Below are 14,947 nucleotides of genomic sequence, written 5' to 3' on the forward strand. Positions count from 1 at the left end.
CTTTCGCATTTGTTATGCCGAACTCACTTTAGGTAAAGAACGTTTTTGGAAATTGCAATCGGGAAATTCAAGCGGAAGTTTATCCGGATGGAATGGAATAAAATTGGTTTTAGCAAAATTAGAAGAATTGACGCATAGGATTCTTTAAAGTTCTCTATCGGTATGAGTGAATTCATTGAAATCAAAGTTGGGGAAAAGTCCTACCAATTTCCGTTGATTTCCGGAACCGACGGTAAAAAAGGGATCGATATGCGCGGACTTCATCAAAAAACCGGACTCATTTCGTACGATCCCGGTTTTTTTAACACCGCATACGCGGTTAGTCGAATTTCCAGAAGAGATCCGGATTCGGGGGAACTTCAATACCGCGGTTACGACGTCGCCGACCTCGTTCAACGTTCTACATTTGTGGAAACCAGTTATCTTTTGATCTATGGTAAACTTCCCACCGAACAACAGCTTAAAGACTTTTCTTTAAAACTTTCCAAACATTCTTTGATTCACGAAGATATGATTAATCTTTTCGACGGATTTCCGGGCAAGGGACATCCTCTTGCGGTTCTTTCCGTGATGGTGACTTCTCTTTCTAGTTATTATCCGGAAGAATACGAGGAATCTTTGGATAAAGGGATCGATCATTCCGCGAGACTTCTTGCTAAGATCAGAACGATTGCCGCCTTTTCTTACAAGAAGATCGTCGGCCAACCTTTCGTGTATCCTTTGGATAAACATCCTTATTGTACGAACTTTCTTTACATGTTGTTTTCGATTCCGTCCAAAGATTATGTTCCTACGGAGGACATCGATCGGATTTTGAACCAACTTTGGATTCTTTATGCGGATCATGAGCAAAACGTTTCCAATACGACGGTGCAGGTGATCGGTTCTACACAAGCTAACTTATTCGCTTCCATTTCTTCTGCGATCAACGCTCTTTGGGGTTCGAGGGAAGGTGGTCGTCAGGTTGCGGCTGTGGGTTTAATTGAAGATATTCTTCGATCCAGAAAGTCGGTTCCGGAATACTTTGAAAAATTCAAAGGGGACTCGGAAAGATTGTTTTCGAACGGATTTGGGCACAAAGCTTACGAGGCGAAAAGTAAAAGAGCCATCATCGCGAGTCAATTATTCCATGATTTCTACAAAAAAAACCCGGTAGGTCCGATTGCAGAAGTGGCTCTCAAAATCGAAGAGTATATGCAAAATGATGAATATTACATCAATCAAAAATTATATCCGAATCTCGAATTTTACAGCGCTGTAATTTTCCATTCTCTTGGAATTCCGAAAGAATTATTCACCGCGATGCAGGTGATTGGAAAACTTCCGGGTTGGCTGGCGCATTGGAGAGAGCAAAGAGTTTCCGGAAACTATAGCAAGGCTCGTCCAAAGCAGATTTATACCGGAGAAATGGGTAGGAAATACGTTCCTCTTTCAGAAAGATAGCTACGATGCAAAATCCGAGATGGAAAGATTGGCTCGCTCAGGCCGAAAGAGATTTGGAATGGGCCAAGGCATCTTTGCATTCGGGTTTTTTCGCTCAAACCTGTTTTGTCTGTCAGCAAGTGGGGGAAAAATCTCTCAAAGCGTTGGCATTCTTTCGTGGAGCCGATCTCGTAAAATCCCATTCGGTAAAAACGATTGCGAAAGAATTGAACGAAAACGGGGAGATTGAATCGATCGGTCAAAAATTAGATTTATATTATATACCTACTCGTTACCCTGACGCCTTTATGGAAGGCGCTCCTTTTGAATATTTCGAAGAATCCCAGGCAAAAGAAGCTATCGAATTTGCAGAAACGTTGATCCGTATCGTTCGCGAAAAAATCCCATGAGCGTTATCGTTTTCCCAAAACGGGATCCGTTCGGCGGCATGAGCCGGGAAGAGTTGATCGAAACGATCCGTTCTTCAGTTCAGGGGAGAGCGATTCACGGATTTCTTTTCGGCAGCATTTCTAGAAACGAAGAACACGCTTACAGCGATGTGGATTTAATTTTAATTCTGGATACCAAAGTCCCTTTTCTCAATAGACCGGAATTGTTTCCCGAACTTCTCGCTCTTCCCGTCGAACTCAATCTATTCGTATATACACCCCAAGAATGGGAAAAAGCCAGGGATCAAAGCAAATATCCCGGTTTTTGGAAATCAGTCTTTGAGGATATGATTCGGATTTTTTAATTATGAACTTGTCTCAAAACTTCGGATGTAGGAACTCCTACAAAAGTGTTCCAACAATAGGTCCATTTGAAAACCGATAAACTGTCCAAGGAACATGATCTGCGGGAATTCTCACGCTCTATTACGAGCTTATGAAATGATTGTGCTGATTTCTTTTCAAGTTTTGGGACAAGTTCTATATTCGTTTATATTTCACTGTGCGTTGTTCGAATGTTTACGGATAAAATTTTCAGATTCGTCAGGTTAAAACAAGACCTCCTCTTTTTATTGGAAAAATGATGGTTTCGAAAACCAGAAAAACGCTATAGGAGTATGACAGAAATCCGGTATGTTTAAAAACCTCTTTTTGAATTTCGCCTTATTTTCTCTTTCAATGTTTTTCTTCCGATGCGACCCGCCTAAAGAAATTAGCGAAACGGAATTCAAGAATTTGATTCGTGAAGCGTCGGATTCATACGGCTCCAACGAATTCCGTTCCATCAAATATCTCGGAGTTGAAAATGAGAAAGCAGTTCTCAAGGTATCGACTCCCTCTGTAGCCGGCTCGAAACGAGACACGGAAGAATTCTTTTACGCGAAGGCAACTCCTTCCTTAATAATCTGGATCGACGAAAATTTATACAAAATCACGGTTCCTAATTTCAAGAAACTTTATCACTATATCCAGCTTCAAGAAAACAAACAAAGAGTTGTGGTTTGAACTAATGAATCATATTGAATCATTCCGCTTGAACGGTAATCTCCTCGTTCAAGACTATAGATCTTATGTAGATGAATCCGTTTCCGACTTGCGATCTTTGAAATAATTCGATCGGAGTTTCTGATTTATTATGGTAGATTCTTATTTCTATGGTCTGACTTGGATCGAATTTCCACGGTAATTTTATGGAATCATATTTTTCAGTAGTAACAAAATCGAAAATTCGAGACATCCATTCTTTCAGAAAAATTTCGCATTCTGAAGATTCACAAAGAAATTGTAGACTCTGAAATGTTTTTTCAGAAAGCGAAGTTATATCATGTTTCATAAAAAAATTGTAAAAAAGAAATGATTTCGGCTTTTTAATCCGACATTTGTTTCTATCAAATTCAATAAAAAAGAACAACTAAAAATCGTTACTGGTATAAAACGAACAAAATTGCAATTGTAGATCGTTCAGAATCGATTCACGAATTTTTCTATTCATGATTTATCAGAACTTATCCGCTATCGGGCCATGTTCTTGCGGCTTATCATTTTTGATAAAGTAACGTTCGGAGTGTGTTCCCAAAGTGTCCAATGCGGAAACTGCTACGAGCTTGTCAAATAATCATAGCTATTTTCTTTTAAGCTTTTGGGACAAGATGTAAATTTAGGAACTCTATAACGATTCTAAAAATTCTTAGAGAAAGTGAAGGAGCCCCGCATTTTTCGAAAACGATTTAATTTTTTCGGATAAAAAAAGACCGGCTAATCGCATAAACAATTGCCGGCTGAATAGGTTTCAATTCTGTAAGTCCAATTAATTAGACTAGTTCTTATTGGTCAACGTCTTCAGGAAAGTTGCGATTGACTTTGTATCGGATTCGGAAAGTTCTTTACCCAATTGAAGATAAGCCATCTTTTTGACTGCTTCTTCCAGAGTTGTCGTTTTTCCATCGTGGAAGTAGGGTCCTGTCATCGCCACATTACGAAGGGAAGGAACCTTAAAGACAAAAGCGTCCGTGGGGTTTTTGGTCAAATCTTGACGACCTTTGTCGTTAGTATTTTCGTATGGATTTACCTGGCCTAACTTACGGAAAGAATTCCCACCCAAAAGAGGACCAACGTGACAAGTGGTACAACCCGTAGTCAAAAATTTTTCCAGACCTTCCTGCTCTTCCGTGGAAAGGGCTTTATAATCTCCTCTTTGGAAATCGTCAAAACGGTCTTGGGTTTTCAAAGATCTTTCAAAAGCCGCGATCGCGCCTGCAATATTGTCGTAAGTGATTTTTTTCATTTCAACGGAAGCGGTTTTAGGATTTTCTTTCGTCGAGGAATCCGAATAAGCTTTTGCGAAAAGTTCTTGGTATTCCGGAATTTCACCGATTTTCTTTTCCACTTCTATAGCGGAAGGCATGGCCATTTCCAAAGGATTTAAAATCGGGCCCTTGGCTTGTTCTTTCAGATCTTTTGCTCTACCGTCCCAAAATTGGGCCAAGTGAAAACCCGCATTAAAAACAGTCGGAGAATTTCTAACTCCGTTTTTTCCAAACGCTCCCGGAGATGTAGGAAGATTATCTACTCCGCTTGCATTCCCGATGATATTATGACAGGAATTGCAAGACTGCGTGTTGTTTGCGGAAAGCCTTTTTTCGAAATATAATTTTTCACCCAGCTGAATCAATTCCGGTGTATCGGCTTCCCCACCCGGCATTGTATCCGGAATGGTTCCAAAGATTTTGTTGGAATCATCCATTAATTTTTTCGTTTTTTCAGATGGCCCGCAATATACTAACACAGCTCCTAGAAACGTTAAACAGAACATTTTCTCTGTAAGTTGTTTCATACCAGACTCTCTTATTTTAGAATTATTCTAAAATAAGATTCTATTTAAAAATATACTCGGTTACAATTCTTTTTCAAATTTTATCTTCGTTTTTTCCTTTCGATTTGGAAGGCTAAACCTTGTGCGTTGATCTTAGAATCGAATTCGAGAAGCATTTTCTCCTTTTTCCCTAAGAGAATCCCTTGAGTCGAAAGCTCCCTTTCCAAATAAGCTCTTACCCGCCCCGTACAAAATTCAAGTAAAGCGTTTCCTTCCAGTCCGGACCTCTCTCCGGAGGAAAGGATATTCTGCATTGCGTGTAAACCCTGTTTCATCTGGCGTGCACCGGACTCCAAATCCTTCCAAACTCCGAAGTGAGTAAGATAGGCTTTGTCCGCCCCTGTGGAAAGAATTTTATCCACAGTATCCATTGCCTCTTCCGAATTGAAATCGGTGGGAGTCGTGGAAGGATATAGAATAGGAGCTTTTCCGACGGCGAAGTCCTTATATCCGAGTCCGAAAGAATCACCCGTAAATATTCCATTGCTTAAAGAGTCATGAATGCAAAAATGATGATTTGCATGTCCTCTTGTATAATAGAATTTGAATATTCTATTTCCCCATCTGATTTCTTCTCCGTCTTCGGGGCTTTTCACCCTTTCTTTGGGAACGGGAAGAATTTCTCCGTATAACTTTTTAAAGTTCTCTTCTCCGTAAACTTGAATCGAACTTTGAATCAATCTTTCGGGGTTAATGAGGTGAGGCGCCGCTTTTGGATGTGCTAGGATCGTTGCGTTCGTGCAGTATTTTGCCAATAATCCCGTGCCTCCCGCGTGATCCAGATGAACATGAGTGATGATGATGTATTTTACGTCTTCGGGTTTGCGCCCGACTTTACGTAATTCTTCGAGCAAAATAGGGACTGCGTGGTTCGTGTTGTTTTCCACAAAAGCCGCCTCTTTACCCTCGACTACCAGATAAGCACACGCGACTCCCGGCGAGATGTAATCGCAGTCAATCGTATATAAACCGGGAAAAACTTCCTTCTCATAAGTTGGCATCAGAATTCTCCTAGGTAGGGATTTGTAATGAAGACGTTCCGATTTTCATTTGTATGTGGGACCCATTTTATAGCGAGTTGTCTTTGATAGGATCGTTCGATCTGAATCATTGAATACACACATCCTTTGAGGGGTCTCGCGCGACGGTAAGAAACTCGAGATACATATTTTTCCAAATAGGTCGTAGGATTTCTTTATTGATATTATCGATTCCGTTCAGTCAAGAAGTTCATATTTCACAATTCGCTTACGCTCGAAAACGTATCGGTTTGGCGGTTTCCTACCAGGACGGATGTGACGATTCGTTGCTCTTTTTGATAAGACAGAATTTTCTTGTAAAAACCGATGATCGTAGGGACTCTTGCGGAAATGAATCCCACTTTCATTGGTCTTTCTGTCGCTTTTTTATCCGTTTTGATTGCGATCTCTTTGGAAGGCGCGCATTTTCTTTCCTTCTTCAAAATCTCCGCTCTTCTACTAATCATCGGGGGAACGGCGGGCGCAACCTTTGCAAGTTTTTCCCTAGAACAAATCAAAGATCTTGTCTTGAATCTTCAGACCGCGGTTTTTCCAAGACGTAAACCTCCTCTCGGCGAACTCTTTTTGGATTTTGCGGAACAAGCTCGTAAAAACGGTCTACTTTCCCTGGAAGATAATCTTAAATCGATCCAAGATCCGTTTCTTCAAAGAGGAATCCAACTGATTGTGGATGGAACCGATCCTCGTGCAGTGGAAGAAATTCTTTTTGAGTCCGCTCTCGCTATGGAAGACAAAGAAGCGAACTCTGCCAAGATCTTAGAAACTGCGGGAGGATTTTCTCCTACGGTGGGAATCATAGGAACCGTTATGGGCCTCGTGGGAGTATTGGAAAATTTGGGCGCAGGCACGCGGGCGCTCGGAGAAGGAATTGCTACCGCGTTCATTGCCACTTTTTATGGAATTACATTTGCAAATCTTCTCTTTTTTCCTCTTGCCAACCGAATCAGGTCTTGGTCTAAGGAACAATCGGATCGTAGGCAAGCGGTTATTCGGGGAGTTATCGCTCTTCAAAGCGGAGACAATCGCAGAATTCTTATGGAAAGGATGACTCCGTTTATCGATTAAGAATTTTAGAATTTACTTATATTCTTCTCCGAAAATTGATCTCAAAAACCCATGTCGCCGATCTATAGTGTTACCGATGTGCCAGAATATACAAACTCGTTTTATTGTACAAAAAACTTGTCTCAAAACTTCAGAATGTAGGAATTTTTTAGATATTAGTGGAATCGGAATGTGGACTTTATATACATCAATTCTACGTGTGTGGGAAAAAAGAGTAAGGTCATAGTCCTAACCACTATTGGTGTTTCAAAGAAACTAAAATGTCTCGTTTTCTGAACTCAACTATGGATCGCGTTGATTTCACAACTACGTTGTGAGCCTCTCATTACGCTCCGCTATTCGAGGAATGAAACGCTCTCTATGGATCGCGTTTCAGGTCGTTCGGGGTTTAGGACAAGTTCAAAATTTAATACGAAGTTCCGTCCCACTGTGAATAATCCTTTACAATTTTAAAATCTCTCGGACACTCCTCTTTCACAGGGAAAACATACGATGAGACGAATGTTCGTTTTTTTAACTTTTCTAATGTGCGTCACTTCCGCTTTCGCACAAAATAATTTTCTTTGGCAAACCCTTTTCGGAGGGGAACAATATAACGGATTAAAACCGAACGAGTGTCCGGAAAAACTTCCCTCGGGAGTTGTTTCTTTAAAGGATGGGAGTTACGTCGTTGTAGGTTCTTCAAACGATTGTTCGAGACTAGATACGAACTCTAAAATCGAACAAAAAAAGTACAGTGCCGCTTGGTCCGCAAAGATCGATTCTTCCGGAAATCCGGTTTGGTGGAGATATCTTTTTACGAGTAAACCGGTGGATATGGAAGGTTATACGGTCAACGTTCACAACCATGACAGCATCCGGGGAGAGAATCTTCTCGCAACTCGGGACGGAGGTTTTGTCACCGCTGGATCGATTGGAAGCGGAACTTATAATCGAAAAATTGTTTTTTCGAAGTACGACGACCGTGGAGGTTTGATAAACGATCAAATCCTCGAAGCGAAAGAATTTTGCGATGGTTTTTGCGGATTTGAGGACCCTCATATATTTCATCTTCAAGAACTTTCCAATGAAAAGTTCCGAGGACTCGTTTCGGTTTCTTACAAAGCGGAAACTACGGAAAAACAAGGTGATACTACTGTCATTGTCGCCGGGAATAAAACAGGTTTCTTATATACACTTTTCGGTAAGGACGGTTCCGTAAAAAATTCCAAGTATATTCCGGATTTGGAATTTGCTCCGAGCGCTACGGTGGCATACGAGGAAGGGATCGTTTTTGCGGTAAGCACGGATAACGTGTCCGGAAAAGAATTTCAAAGAGACTTGGTCGTTCATCGATACGATTCGGATGGAACACAACTCTGGAAAAAAAGTTTGGAAGTCCTAACGTGGAAGATATGGCCGTATCTATCCTCAGACTCTCCGACGGAAATTTACTTTTGTCCGGAGGAATTTCCGGGCCTAGTAATCAAGCGGTTTGGCTCTTGAAGTTTTCTCCAAAAGGGGAGACGATCTGGGAAACCAAGCAAAGATTAGGCGGTCATAATTTTATGGGTCCGATCATAGAGTCTCCGGATCAGGGCTTTTTCGGTGTACTTTCCGATGGAGAAGGGCCGATGATTGTCGTTAAGTTCGATTCTAACGGAAAAAAAGTCTGGGAAAAAAAACATTCTCAGAGACTTTATATGGCGAATAAGATTTTAAGAAACGATAAAGGTTATGTCATTCTTTCTTATACAAAGAAAAAACCGGCTCAGTACGTGGACGCTCTTCTAATTCAAATGGATTGGGACGGAAATGTTTCGAAGGAAGCGTTAAGAAAGAATTTTCCATAGGCCGATTTCGAATCTTGCGAATGAAATTTTTGCACTTTCATCTAAGACGTTTGATTACGAATTCATTGAATGATTGTGCTGATTTCCTTCGCTGGGTTCTAGAGCTCGCTTCGAATCTTTCTTAAACGGCCCGGGCAAAACTCTCTAAGAAAATGGGGAGTTTTCAAGGATTACATCGTGTCGACACGTTTGTATGCTTAAAACGTTCGCGGAGTTCTTACGTTTTGAGACCGCTTACCCTAAGTTATCTGAACTTCAGAAGAAACAGATCGCCATTCCCTTGGAGGACGGCTTCGTTGATTGAAGGAGAGTCCGTCAATCCCGTACAATAAAGGTTTCCTTCGGGGTCTTGTTCGATTTCATTGCCTATTATGCTTGCTCCGTCGATTCCACCAATTTGTCGGATCCATTCCTCCTGTCCCAAAGAATCGTGTTTGGTGAGGAGTAAATCCATTCCGATTCCGTTCTGTCTTCCATCCACCATATGATTGCTTGTTCCAGTTGTAAAAATATTTCCCTCCGAATCCGTTATAATTGAGTTCAAGGAAGTGGTTCTACGACCGTTAGCCGGGCCCAAGTATCGGACCCATTGTCGAACGCCAAAAGGATCATACTTTACTAGGATTCCGCGATCACTTTCTACAACTTCGCCTCCTGGTTCAAAATTTGCATTGCTCATTCCGCCGACAAAAACGTTTCCAAACGAATCCAAAGTTATGGAGTTACCTTCGGTTCTACTCAATGCTTGACCAAGTTGTGCGAAAAGTTGTCTTCTTCCGTTTCTATCGTATTTAAGAACAAAAAGGTCAAAGTTTCCTGTACCCGGGGTCGTATTGGTTTCTAAGTTTGCATTTGCGGTGCCGGTTACAAATACATCTCCTGTGTTGTCTGCGACTGTGACTCCTTCAAAATATATCCTAGCGCCGGGAATGGATATAAGCGAAGTATTGCCCCAGTTTCCTTGGGCATCGATCTTAATCAGGAACCCGTCGGCTTTAAGACCGTCAAAATCTCTCGTTGGGTCTAACGTTCCGACTATGTAAGACGTTCCGGATGAATCTACGAAAATTTTTTTGGGTCTAACGATGTGATTGTTTCGTCCGCCGGGATTTGTTTGTCGTCCCCAGATTTGGTTTCCGTTCGTATCGAATTTAAATGCGGATAAATTGTTATTTCCAAAATTGATACGTCTAGTAGTGATTACATAAACGTTTCCTCTTGCATCCACTCCGACATCAACGACATGAAAATCTGTACCCTGAACTCCTACTTGTTTGGACCAAATGATTTGTTTCCGAGAATTGTATTTTGCGAGAATCAGATCTCTAGTTCCGATAGGATTCTCATTGTAAATACCGACGTCCGTGTGTCCGGCAACGTAGATAAATCCGTTTGTATCGATAGCGAGTCCTGAACCTGAAGTATTCCCGTTAGGCGCTCCGACTAATAGAGTCCATAAGGCGTCGTCGTTTTCATTTAAGCCGTTTTCTTCGGCGACATCCTCATGCGAAGATGCTAAATTTTCAATGGGAGCAGGATGATTATTCCCTTGGAGAAGTCCTAACCACCAGTAATTGTTCGTTTTTGAATCGGATTCGTTTAAGTTGAGCAATCCTCCGATGGGGGAACAAGCTTGAATGAATATAAAAAGAAAAAGATAAAAATGAATCACGATAAGGTGTGCCTCCTAACGTATTTTTCGACTAAAAAGATCGGAGATTCCACGAAAAGAAATTCTTGGAAAAATAGGGTGTTTCATCCTATCCGAGGAATGAGAACAAATATGGAAGAAAGAAGTCGACTTTTCGAGTGATATCCGTGCTGATAACTTAAAACGAGTGTTCTTAAAATGAACTTAGAGACTGAAATTAGACAAGAAACGAATCTTTGCGATAAATCCGGAAATCTCAATTTAAACTCGGTAGGTTGGTCTAAAAAGCCCCTGCACAGATGTAATTTAAGCGGGCATTATTTGAGAAAGAAAAAATGGAATTATTGGTGCATTTACGACGAAAATTTCTTGGTGTCGTTTACGATTTCGGATGTGGATTATGCGGGAGTTGTTTTTGTTTATTGGCTGAATCGAAAAACGGGAGATTTCGAGGAAGATACGATCCTCACTCCTTTCGGGTCGGGAATCAGTCTCGGTCAACTCGTGATAAGCAACGCGACGTATATAGGAAATAACGCGCGTTTACAATTTTTTAGAGAAGAAGAAGGGTATCGTCTTTCGGTGAACGTCTCGCTCAAAAATAAAATTCCGGTTCAGGCGGAGATTTTGGTTCCGGTTCCGGAGAACTGGGAAACCCTAAATGTGGTCGTTCCTTGGTCCAAAAGAAGATTTCAATTCACGGAAAAATTATTTGGAGTCGGGGCGCAGGGAAGTGTTCGTTACGGAGCGATGGAATACAAATTTGAACTCGGATCTTCCTTTGCCTGTATGGATTACGGGAGAGGCATATGGCCTTATTCCACAAAATGGAATTGGGCTTCTATGATGACAAATAACGCAGCAAATAGAATTGGAATGAATTTGGGAGCCGGGTGGACGGACGAAACCGGTGCGACCGAAAACGCTATTTTAATCAATGGGAGAATTTATAAAATTCCTTCCGATGCTGTTTTTGAAGTGGATCGTGAGAATTGGATGAAACCTTGGCGTCTTTATACGAAAGATTCCCAAGCGATCGATTTGCGGTTTATTCCGGGGTTTCATAGGAAGGCCGTGACAAATGTGGGAATTTTCGCGTCTTCTGTACATCAGATGATAGGAAAGTTCGAGGGAATCATACGGCTCGGGAAAAACGAATATAAAATTATGGACGGCCAAGGTTGGGCGGAAGATCACATCGCAAGATGGTAACTAACGTAAAAAAATCCAAATCCTGCTTGGACGCATGAAAAGAATACCATAATAAGAACCCGTCTCAAAACCTAAAGAAAAATATCTTTAAACGATCCGGCAAGTTTTTAAAAAACGTGAAAGTTCCCACAGAAACCGTCGCATTGGCGGTTTTCTCCCGTCGTGTAAAATTGTAGTAGCTCTTACATTCCTAAGGTTTTGAGACGGGTTCTAAGTTTGTTTCAAAAGTTGGAATATTGATCTTCTTCAAAAAAGCCGACAACTCTGGATTCGGCGTAATTTTGTGAGGACTTCTAAATCATTACAAAATCGCCTGTTAAGTTTTGGTGCTATTTTCATGCGTTCGAGTAGTATATTTGCGGTATTTTTCAAAGTGTAAATTTAATCTATCAAAAAATAAGCATATCTTCATGATACTCTTTTCGTACGTCGGGTTCTGTTCCGTTTTCGGAACGTTTTTTATACTCTTGTGCAAAAGAATTGCGAAAAGTAAAAGGTTTTTGAAGAAAGAATCCCGTATTACACATTCCTTTCTCAGTAGAGAAAGTATGCAATATTCTGAATGTGTTTAAAAGTGGTTATTACGATTGATTGAAACAAATTCGGCTTTCAAACATCATCTATATGCCCGATTGCTGGGAAATGGGTATATTCATTTGTGATCAAAAACCTTATAATCAAGAAATCATCGGTTGGATTGGGAGTTGGGTTCTACGTTGGAAACGAAACATCTATGGAAGGCTTTTGAGAAAGCTATTTCTCACAGAAGATATCCCATTCCGATAGAGGAGTTCAAGATACAAGTGACGATTTTAGAAAAGTATTCAATACAAATGAGTTCATTCGAAGTATGAGTCTGAAAGGTGACTGCTATGAGAATGCTCCCGGGACGCGATTCATGGGGAGTGAGTTGCCTGGAATTATTCTTTAAAACCTTTTATGTTCTCCCAGTATGGGTCGTAACGTAGAGAACGTCTTCTAGGCAAGGTCACCTAACTCTCTAGAAACTATCTCAAAAATACTTTATCTTTGCTTAAAACGCCGATTCCAATCATTCTAAGAACTTGTCCCAAAACCTTGGAATCGTAAGAATTCCGACAAGAGTGCACGAACAATAAAATCTGTTCGAAAGCCCGTAAATTATCAAAGAGCCATGATTCGTGGGAACTCCTACGTTTTCGCTTTATTACGAATTTTTGAAGCCGATTTCTTTTTTCAGGTTTTGGGACAAGTTCTTATATATTTTTGAGATAACTTATAGAAACTTTCCTGGATATAAATGTAGGTTTATGTAGAATAAAAAGTTTCAATTCTCTGAAACGAAAAATGAGAATATTAAAGCCATAATAATTTTATACTGAATGAAAATGATCTCATGTTATATTTTGAATTAAAAATTATAAAAATTAGAGTATCAAACTATCCTTAATTTTTTATAAAAAGAGGATCTCAAAAATTTTGTTTTTCTGTATAGTATTTGACCGAAATTCCCTTATAAAAAGAATATTATGACTTAGATAGTGATTAAATAATCACTTAAAAATCACAATAGGTTTTTTCTTTATGAAGAAAAATGTAATGAAATTTGCCGCAGTGGCTGCTTTAACGGTTGCACTTTCGGCTTGTAAAAAAAGTGAAAGCGATGACGACACAATCACGTTAGCATTGTTGTATTTAGTGGATCAAACCAGTGGAAATTGTGTGACTATAACTAAAAATGATGCCGCACATTCTGGTGCTGCAGGAGCAGGGGATGGAAAACCTACCTATACTGCAACTGGAACTACGAGACCGAAAGCGGCTTGTGGTGGGGCTTACAACGTTGTTGCAATTATAAACGACGTAGAGGCGGTTGTAACTTCGGTCAAAGCAGGATACCAAGCTGCCAAGGATAAGGCGGATGCGGCTGGAGATAATTGTAAAGGCGCGAATCAAACTAGTTCTTCCCTTCAAACTACAATTGATGCCGTAACAGCACTTAAAGTGCAACAATCTATAGCAGCTTCAACGGGAAACAGTTGTCTGGCTTTAGGCACTGGCTGGAATTTGAGTCCTTTAAATTTTGGTGGTGCCAGTATCAGTGTTGACCCAAATCCGGCTTATTTCGGAAAAACGGTTTACGCATGCTCCTCTGAAGAAGCAAAAACTCTATTGCTTGCTTCATTTAAACTCAATACTACCACTCTTGCCGGATCGGTGGCAACCGATATGGCAACTGATCTTGCTTTCAAACAGAAAACGGCTGCTGTCACTGCATCCAACTTCAAATGGACTGCCGATGCTGCTGCTAAAGGTCGCTTGATCAATGTTACTGAATTGACAACTGCAGGTAAATCGGGAGCGGCTTTGATTGCATTTACAACAGCTGCTGCGATTAATAATCAACTTGTGAATGGAGGTGGAGGTGCAACTGCAGCTGCAGTTGCTGCTCGTGCTTGTGCAAAGGCAATTTTAGCAAATGAAAGTGCAGAAGCACAAGGTATTGCTGCGGCTCTCCATAATAATGACCCAGCTGCTCTCACATTCTTTGCTGGAGCAGCAACAGGAAATTTTACTACGGGTGACATTATCACTACGGCTCAAGCAGAATCTGTAAAAGAGGTTCTTTTTAGCTCCTTACAGTGTAAATACGGTGATTTTGATGAAGAAGCCGCAGGTAACAAAACCACTGTCGGAACTGAAACAAACGTAAAGAATATCGGAACTTGCCCTGCGATTTATCCTAAAATCTAATTCTTTTTTAGGAGTTTCTTTGGGATAATGAAAAAGACCGCACTTTTTTTGTGCGGTCTTTTTTTTGAAAAATAGATTTTTGAAAATTTTTCTCTTCGAATTTCAATCATTTTAAATTTTTATCATATTTTATATGAAATCGTCTTCAGCGATTTCGGTAGAGGGATTTTGTTTCACTCATTTCTAGATAAAACCTATTTCAAAGGTGCCTTAGAGTGTGTTCCAAAGCCTGAAAAGAAATCAGTTATAATCCTTCAGTAAACCTATAATAAAACGTAGGAGTTCCTACATTCAGAGAACCGATGACAGTTGTCGTGGTTCTCCAAAAGGCAGTTTTGGGACGTGCTGTAAGGTATTTTTGAGGTAGATTTTAGTGAACGGAATTACAAGGTGATATTTTTTAAAAAATTTAAATCAATTATATTGTAATTCTCTGATGTAGATTACTCTAGCGACTTCGCTTTTTACGCATTTTGAATATAGGGAAACACGATGTCGCAAATCCTGAACTCAGGTACATCGTTTCTATGGTCGCTCTGAAGAACTCAGGTGCATCGCTCTCTACCATAACCTTACCCACAAATACTTGGATCTGAAGATAAATCTGTCGGAATTACTACAAATCCTCTGTGAAACTTACGCCCCACCCTGATTTTGGGTGGAGGGGAGAG

The 14,947-nt window shown here is 40.5% G+C and carries 10 protein-coding genes and 2 pseudogenes; 8 read left to right on the forward strand and 4 right to left on the reverse strand.

What is annotated here, in order from left to right; genetic code table 11:
- The first annotated feature begins 162 nt into the window (after window positions 1-162).
- From CLV95_RS14655 to CLV95_RS14670, 4 genes and pseudogenes are all read left to right on the forward strand, one after another.
- Window positions 163-1,443: a citrate/2-methylcitrate synthase gene (locus tag CLV95_RS14655; protein ID WP_002722348.1), complete on the forward strand. Its 1,281-nt coding sequence runs from the start codon at window positions 163-165 to the stop codon at window positions 1,441-1,443.
- A 5-nt stretch (window positions 1,444-1,448) separates the two neighbouring features.
- Window positions 1,449-1,832 (forward strand): HEPN domain-containing protein, encoded by a 384-nt coding sequence (locus CLV95_RS14660; RefSeq protein ID WP_002733966.1) that lies wholly within the window; start codon window positions 1,449-1,451, stop codon window positions 1,830-1,832.
- Window positions 1,829-2,176, forward strand: a complete 348-nt coding sequence (locus CLV95_RS14665) for a nucleotidyltransferase domain-containing protein (RefSeq protein ID WP_002734011.1) — start codon at window positions 1,829-1,831, stop codon at window positions 2,174-2,176. Before CLV95_RS14660 ends, CLV95_RS14665 begins: the two co-directional genes overlap by 4 nt.
- A gap of 328 nt (window positions 2,177-2,504) precedes the next feature.
- A pseudogene (locus CLV95_RS14670) lies at window positions 2,505-2,858 on the forward strand (hypothetical protein); the annotation flags it as partial.
- A 37-nt stretch (window positions 2,859-2,895) separates the two neighbouring features.
- On the opposite strand, the gene CLV95_RS19905 reads toward CLV95_RS14670, so the two are convergent.
- The 3 genes from CLV95_RS19905 to CLV95_RS14685 all read right to left on the reverse strand — a co-directional run bounded on the left by CLV95_RS19905 (window position 2,896) and on the right by CLV95_RS14685 (window position 5,744).
- Window positions 2,896-3,282: a hypothetical protein gene (locus CLV95_RS19905; RefSeq protein ID WP_002734220.1), complete on the reverse strand. Its 387-nt coding sequence runs from the start codon at window positions 3,280-3,282 to the stop codon at window positions 2,896-2,898.
- Between the two features lie 405 nt (window positions 3,283-3,687).
- Complete coding sequence (locus CLV95_RS14680; protein WP_032850738.1) at window positions 3,688-4,704, reverse strand: cytochrome-c peroxidase; 1,017 nt, start codon at window positions 4,702-4,704, stop codon at window positions 3,688-3,690.
- A gap of 80 nt (window positions 4,705-4,784) precedes the next feature.
- Window positions 4,785-5,744, reverse strand: coding sequence for an MBL fold metallo-hydrolase (locus CLV95_RS14685; RefSeq protein WP_002722346.1), 960 nt, complete (start codon window positions 5,742-5,744; stop codon window positions 4,785-4,787).
- Between the two features lie 369 nt (window positions 5,745-6,113).
- Here CLV95_RS14685 and CLV95_RS14690 point away from each other — a divergent pair, with 369 nt between their 5' ends.
- Complete coding sequence (locus CLV95_RS14690) at window positions 6,114-6,848, forward strand: motility protein A (protein ID WP_002722336.1); 735 nt, start codon at window positions 6,114-6,116, stop codon at window positions 6,846-6,848.
- Window positions 6,849-7,340: 492 nt separating this feature from the next.
- A pseudogene (locus tag CLV95_RS14695) lies at window positions 7,341-8,680 on the forward strand (PQQ-binding-like beta-propeller repeat protein).
- A 244-nt stretch (window positions 8,681-8,924) separates the two neighbouring features.
- On the opposite strand, the gene CLV95_RS14700 reads toward CLV95_RS14695, so the two are convergent.
- Window positions 8,925-10,352, reverse strand: coding sequence for an SBBP repeat beta-propeller lipoprotein, LipL53 family (locus CLV95_RS14700; RefSeq protein ID WP_002734222.1), 1,428 nt, complete (start codon window positions 10,350-10,352; stop codon window positions 8,925-8,927).
- Window positions 10,353-10,529: 177 nt separating this feature from the next.
- Between CLV95_RS14700 and CLV95_RS14705 the strand changes: the two genes are divergently transcribed.
- Both CLV95_RS14705 and CLV95_RS14710 read left to right on the forward strand, forming a co-directional pair.
- Entirely contained in the window at window positions 10,530-11,543 is a 1,014-nt protein-coding gene (locus tag CLV95_RS14705) for a DUF2804 domain-containing protein (protein WP_002734066.1), read from the forward strand.
- Between the two features lie 1,563 nt (window positions 11,544-13,106).
- The gene (locus tag CLV95_RS14710; RefSeq protein WP_002737117.1) at window positions 13,107-14,276 is read left to right on the forward strand and encodes a lipoprotein LipL36; all 1,170 of its coding nucleotides are present in this window, start codon (window positions 13,107-13,109) and stop codon (window positions 14,274-14,276) included.
- Window positions 14,277-14,947 lie beyond the last annotated feature (671 nt).

This window comes from Leptospira borgpetersenii serovar Javanica (assembly GCF_003046425.1).
Classification (GTDB): Bacteria; Spirochaetota; Leptospiria; order Leptospirales; family Leptospiraceae; genus Leptospira; species Leptospira borgpetersenii.

What these genes read in the sequence shown, in the direction of transcription:
- CLV95_RS14655 (WP_002722348.1), top strand. Translation starts at nt 163, where the DNA reads ATGAGTGAATTCATTGAAATCAAAGTTGGGGAAAAGTCCTACCAATTT.
- CLV95_RS14660 (WP_002733966.1), top strand. Translation starts at nt 1,449, where the DNA reads ATGCAAAATCCGAGATGGAAAGATTGGCTCGCTCAGGCCGAAAGAGAT.
- CLV95_RS14665 (WP_002734011.1), top strand. Translation starts at nt 1,829, where the DNA reads ATGAGCGTTATCGTTTTCCCAAAACGGGATCCGTTCGGCGGCATGAGC.
- CLV95_RS14680 (WP_032850738.1), bottom strand. Translation starts at nt 4,704, where the DNA reads ATGAAACAACTTACAGAGAAAATGTTCTGTTTAACGTTTCTAGGAGCT.
- CLV95_RS14685 (WP_002722346.1), bottom strand. Translation starts at nt 5,744, where the DNA reads ATGCCAACTTATGAGAAGGAAGTTTTTCCCGGTTTATATACGATTGAC.
- CLV95_RS14690 (WP_002722336.1), top strand. Translation starts at nt 6,114, where the DNA reads ATGAATCCCACTTTCATTGGTCTTTCTGTCGCTTTTTTATCCGTTTTG.
- CLV95_RS14705 (WP_002734066.1), top strand. Translation starts at nt 10,530, where the DNA reads ATGAACTTAGAGACTGAAATTAGACAAGAAACGAATCTTTGCGATAAA.
- CLV95_RS14710 (WP_002737117.1), top strand. Translation starts at nt 13,107, where the DNA reads ATGAAGAAAAATGTAATGAAATTTGCCGCAGTGGCTGCTTTAACGGTT.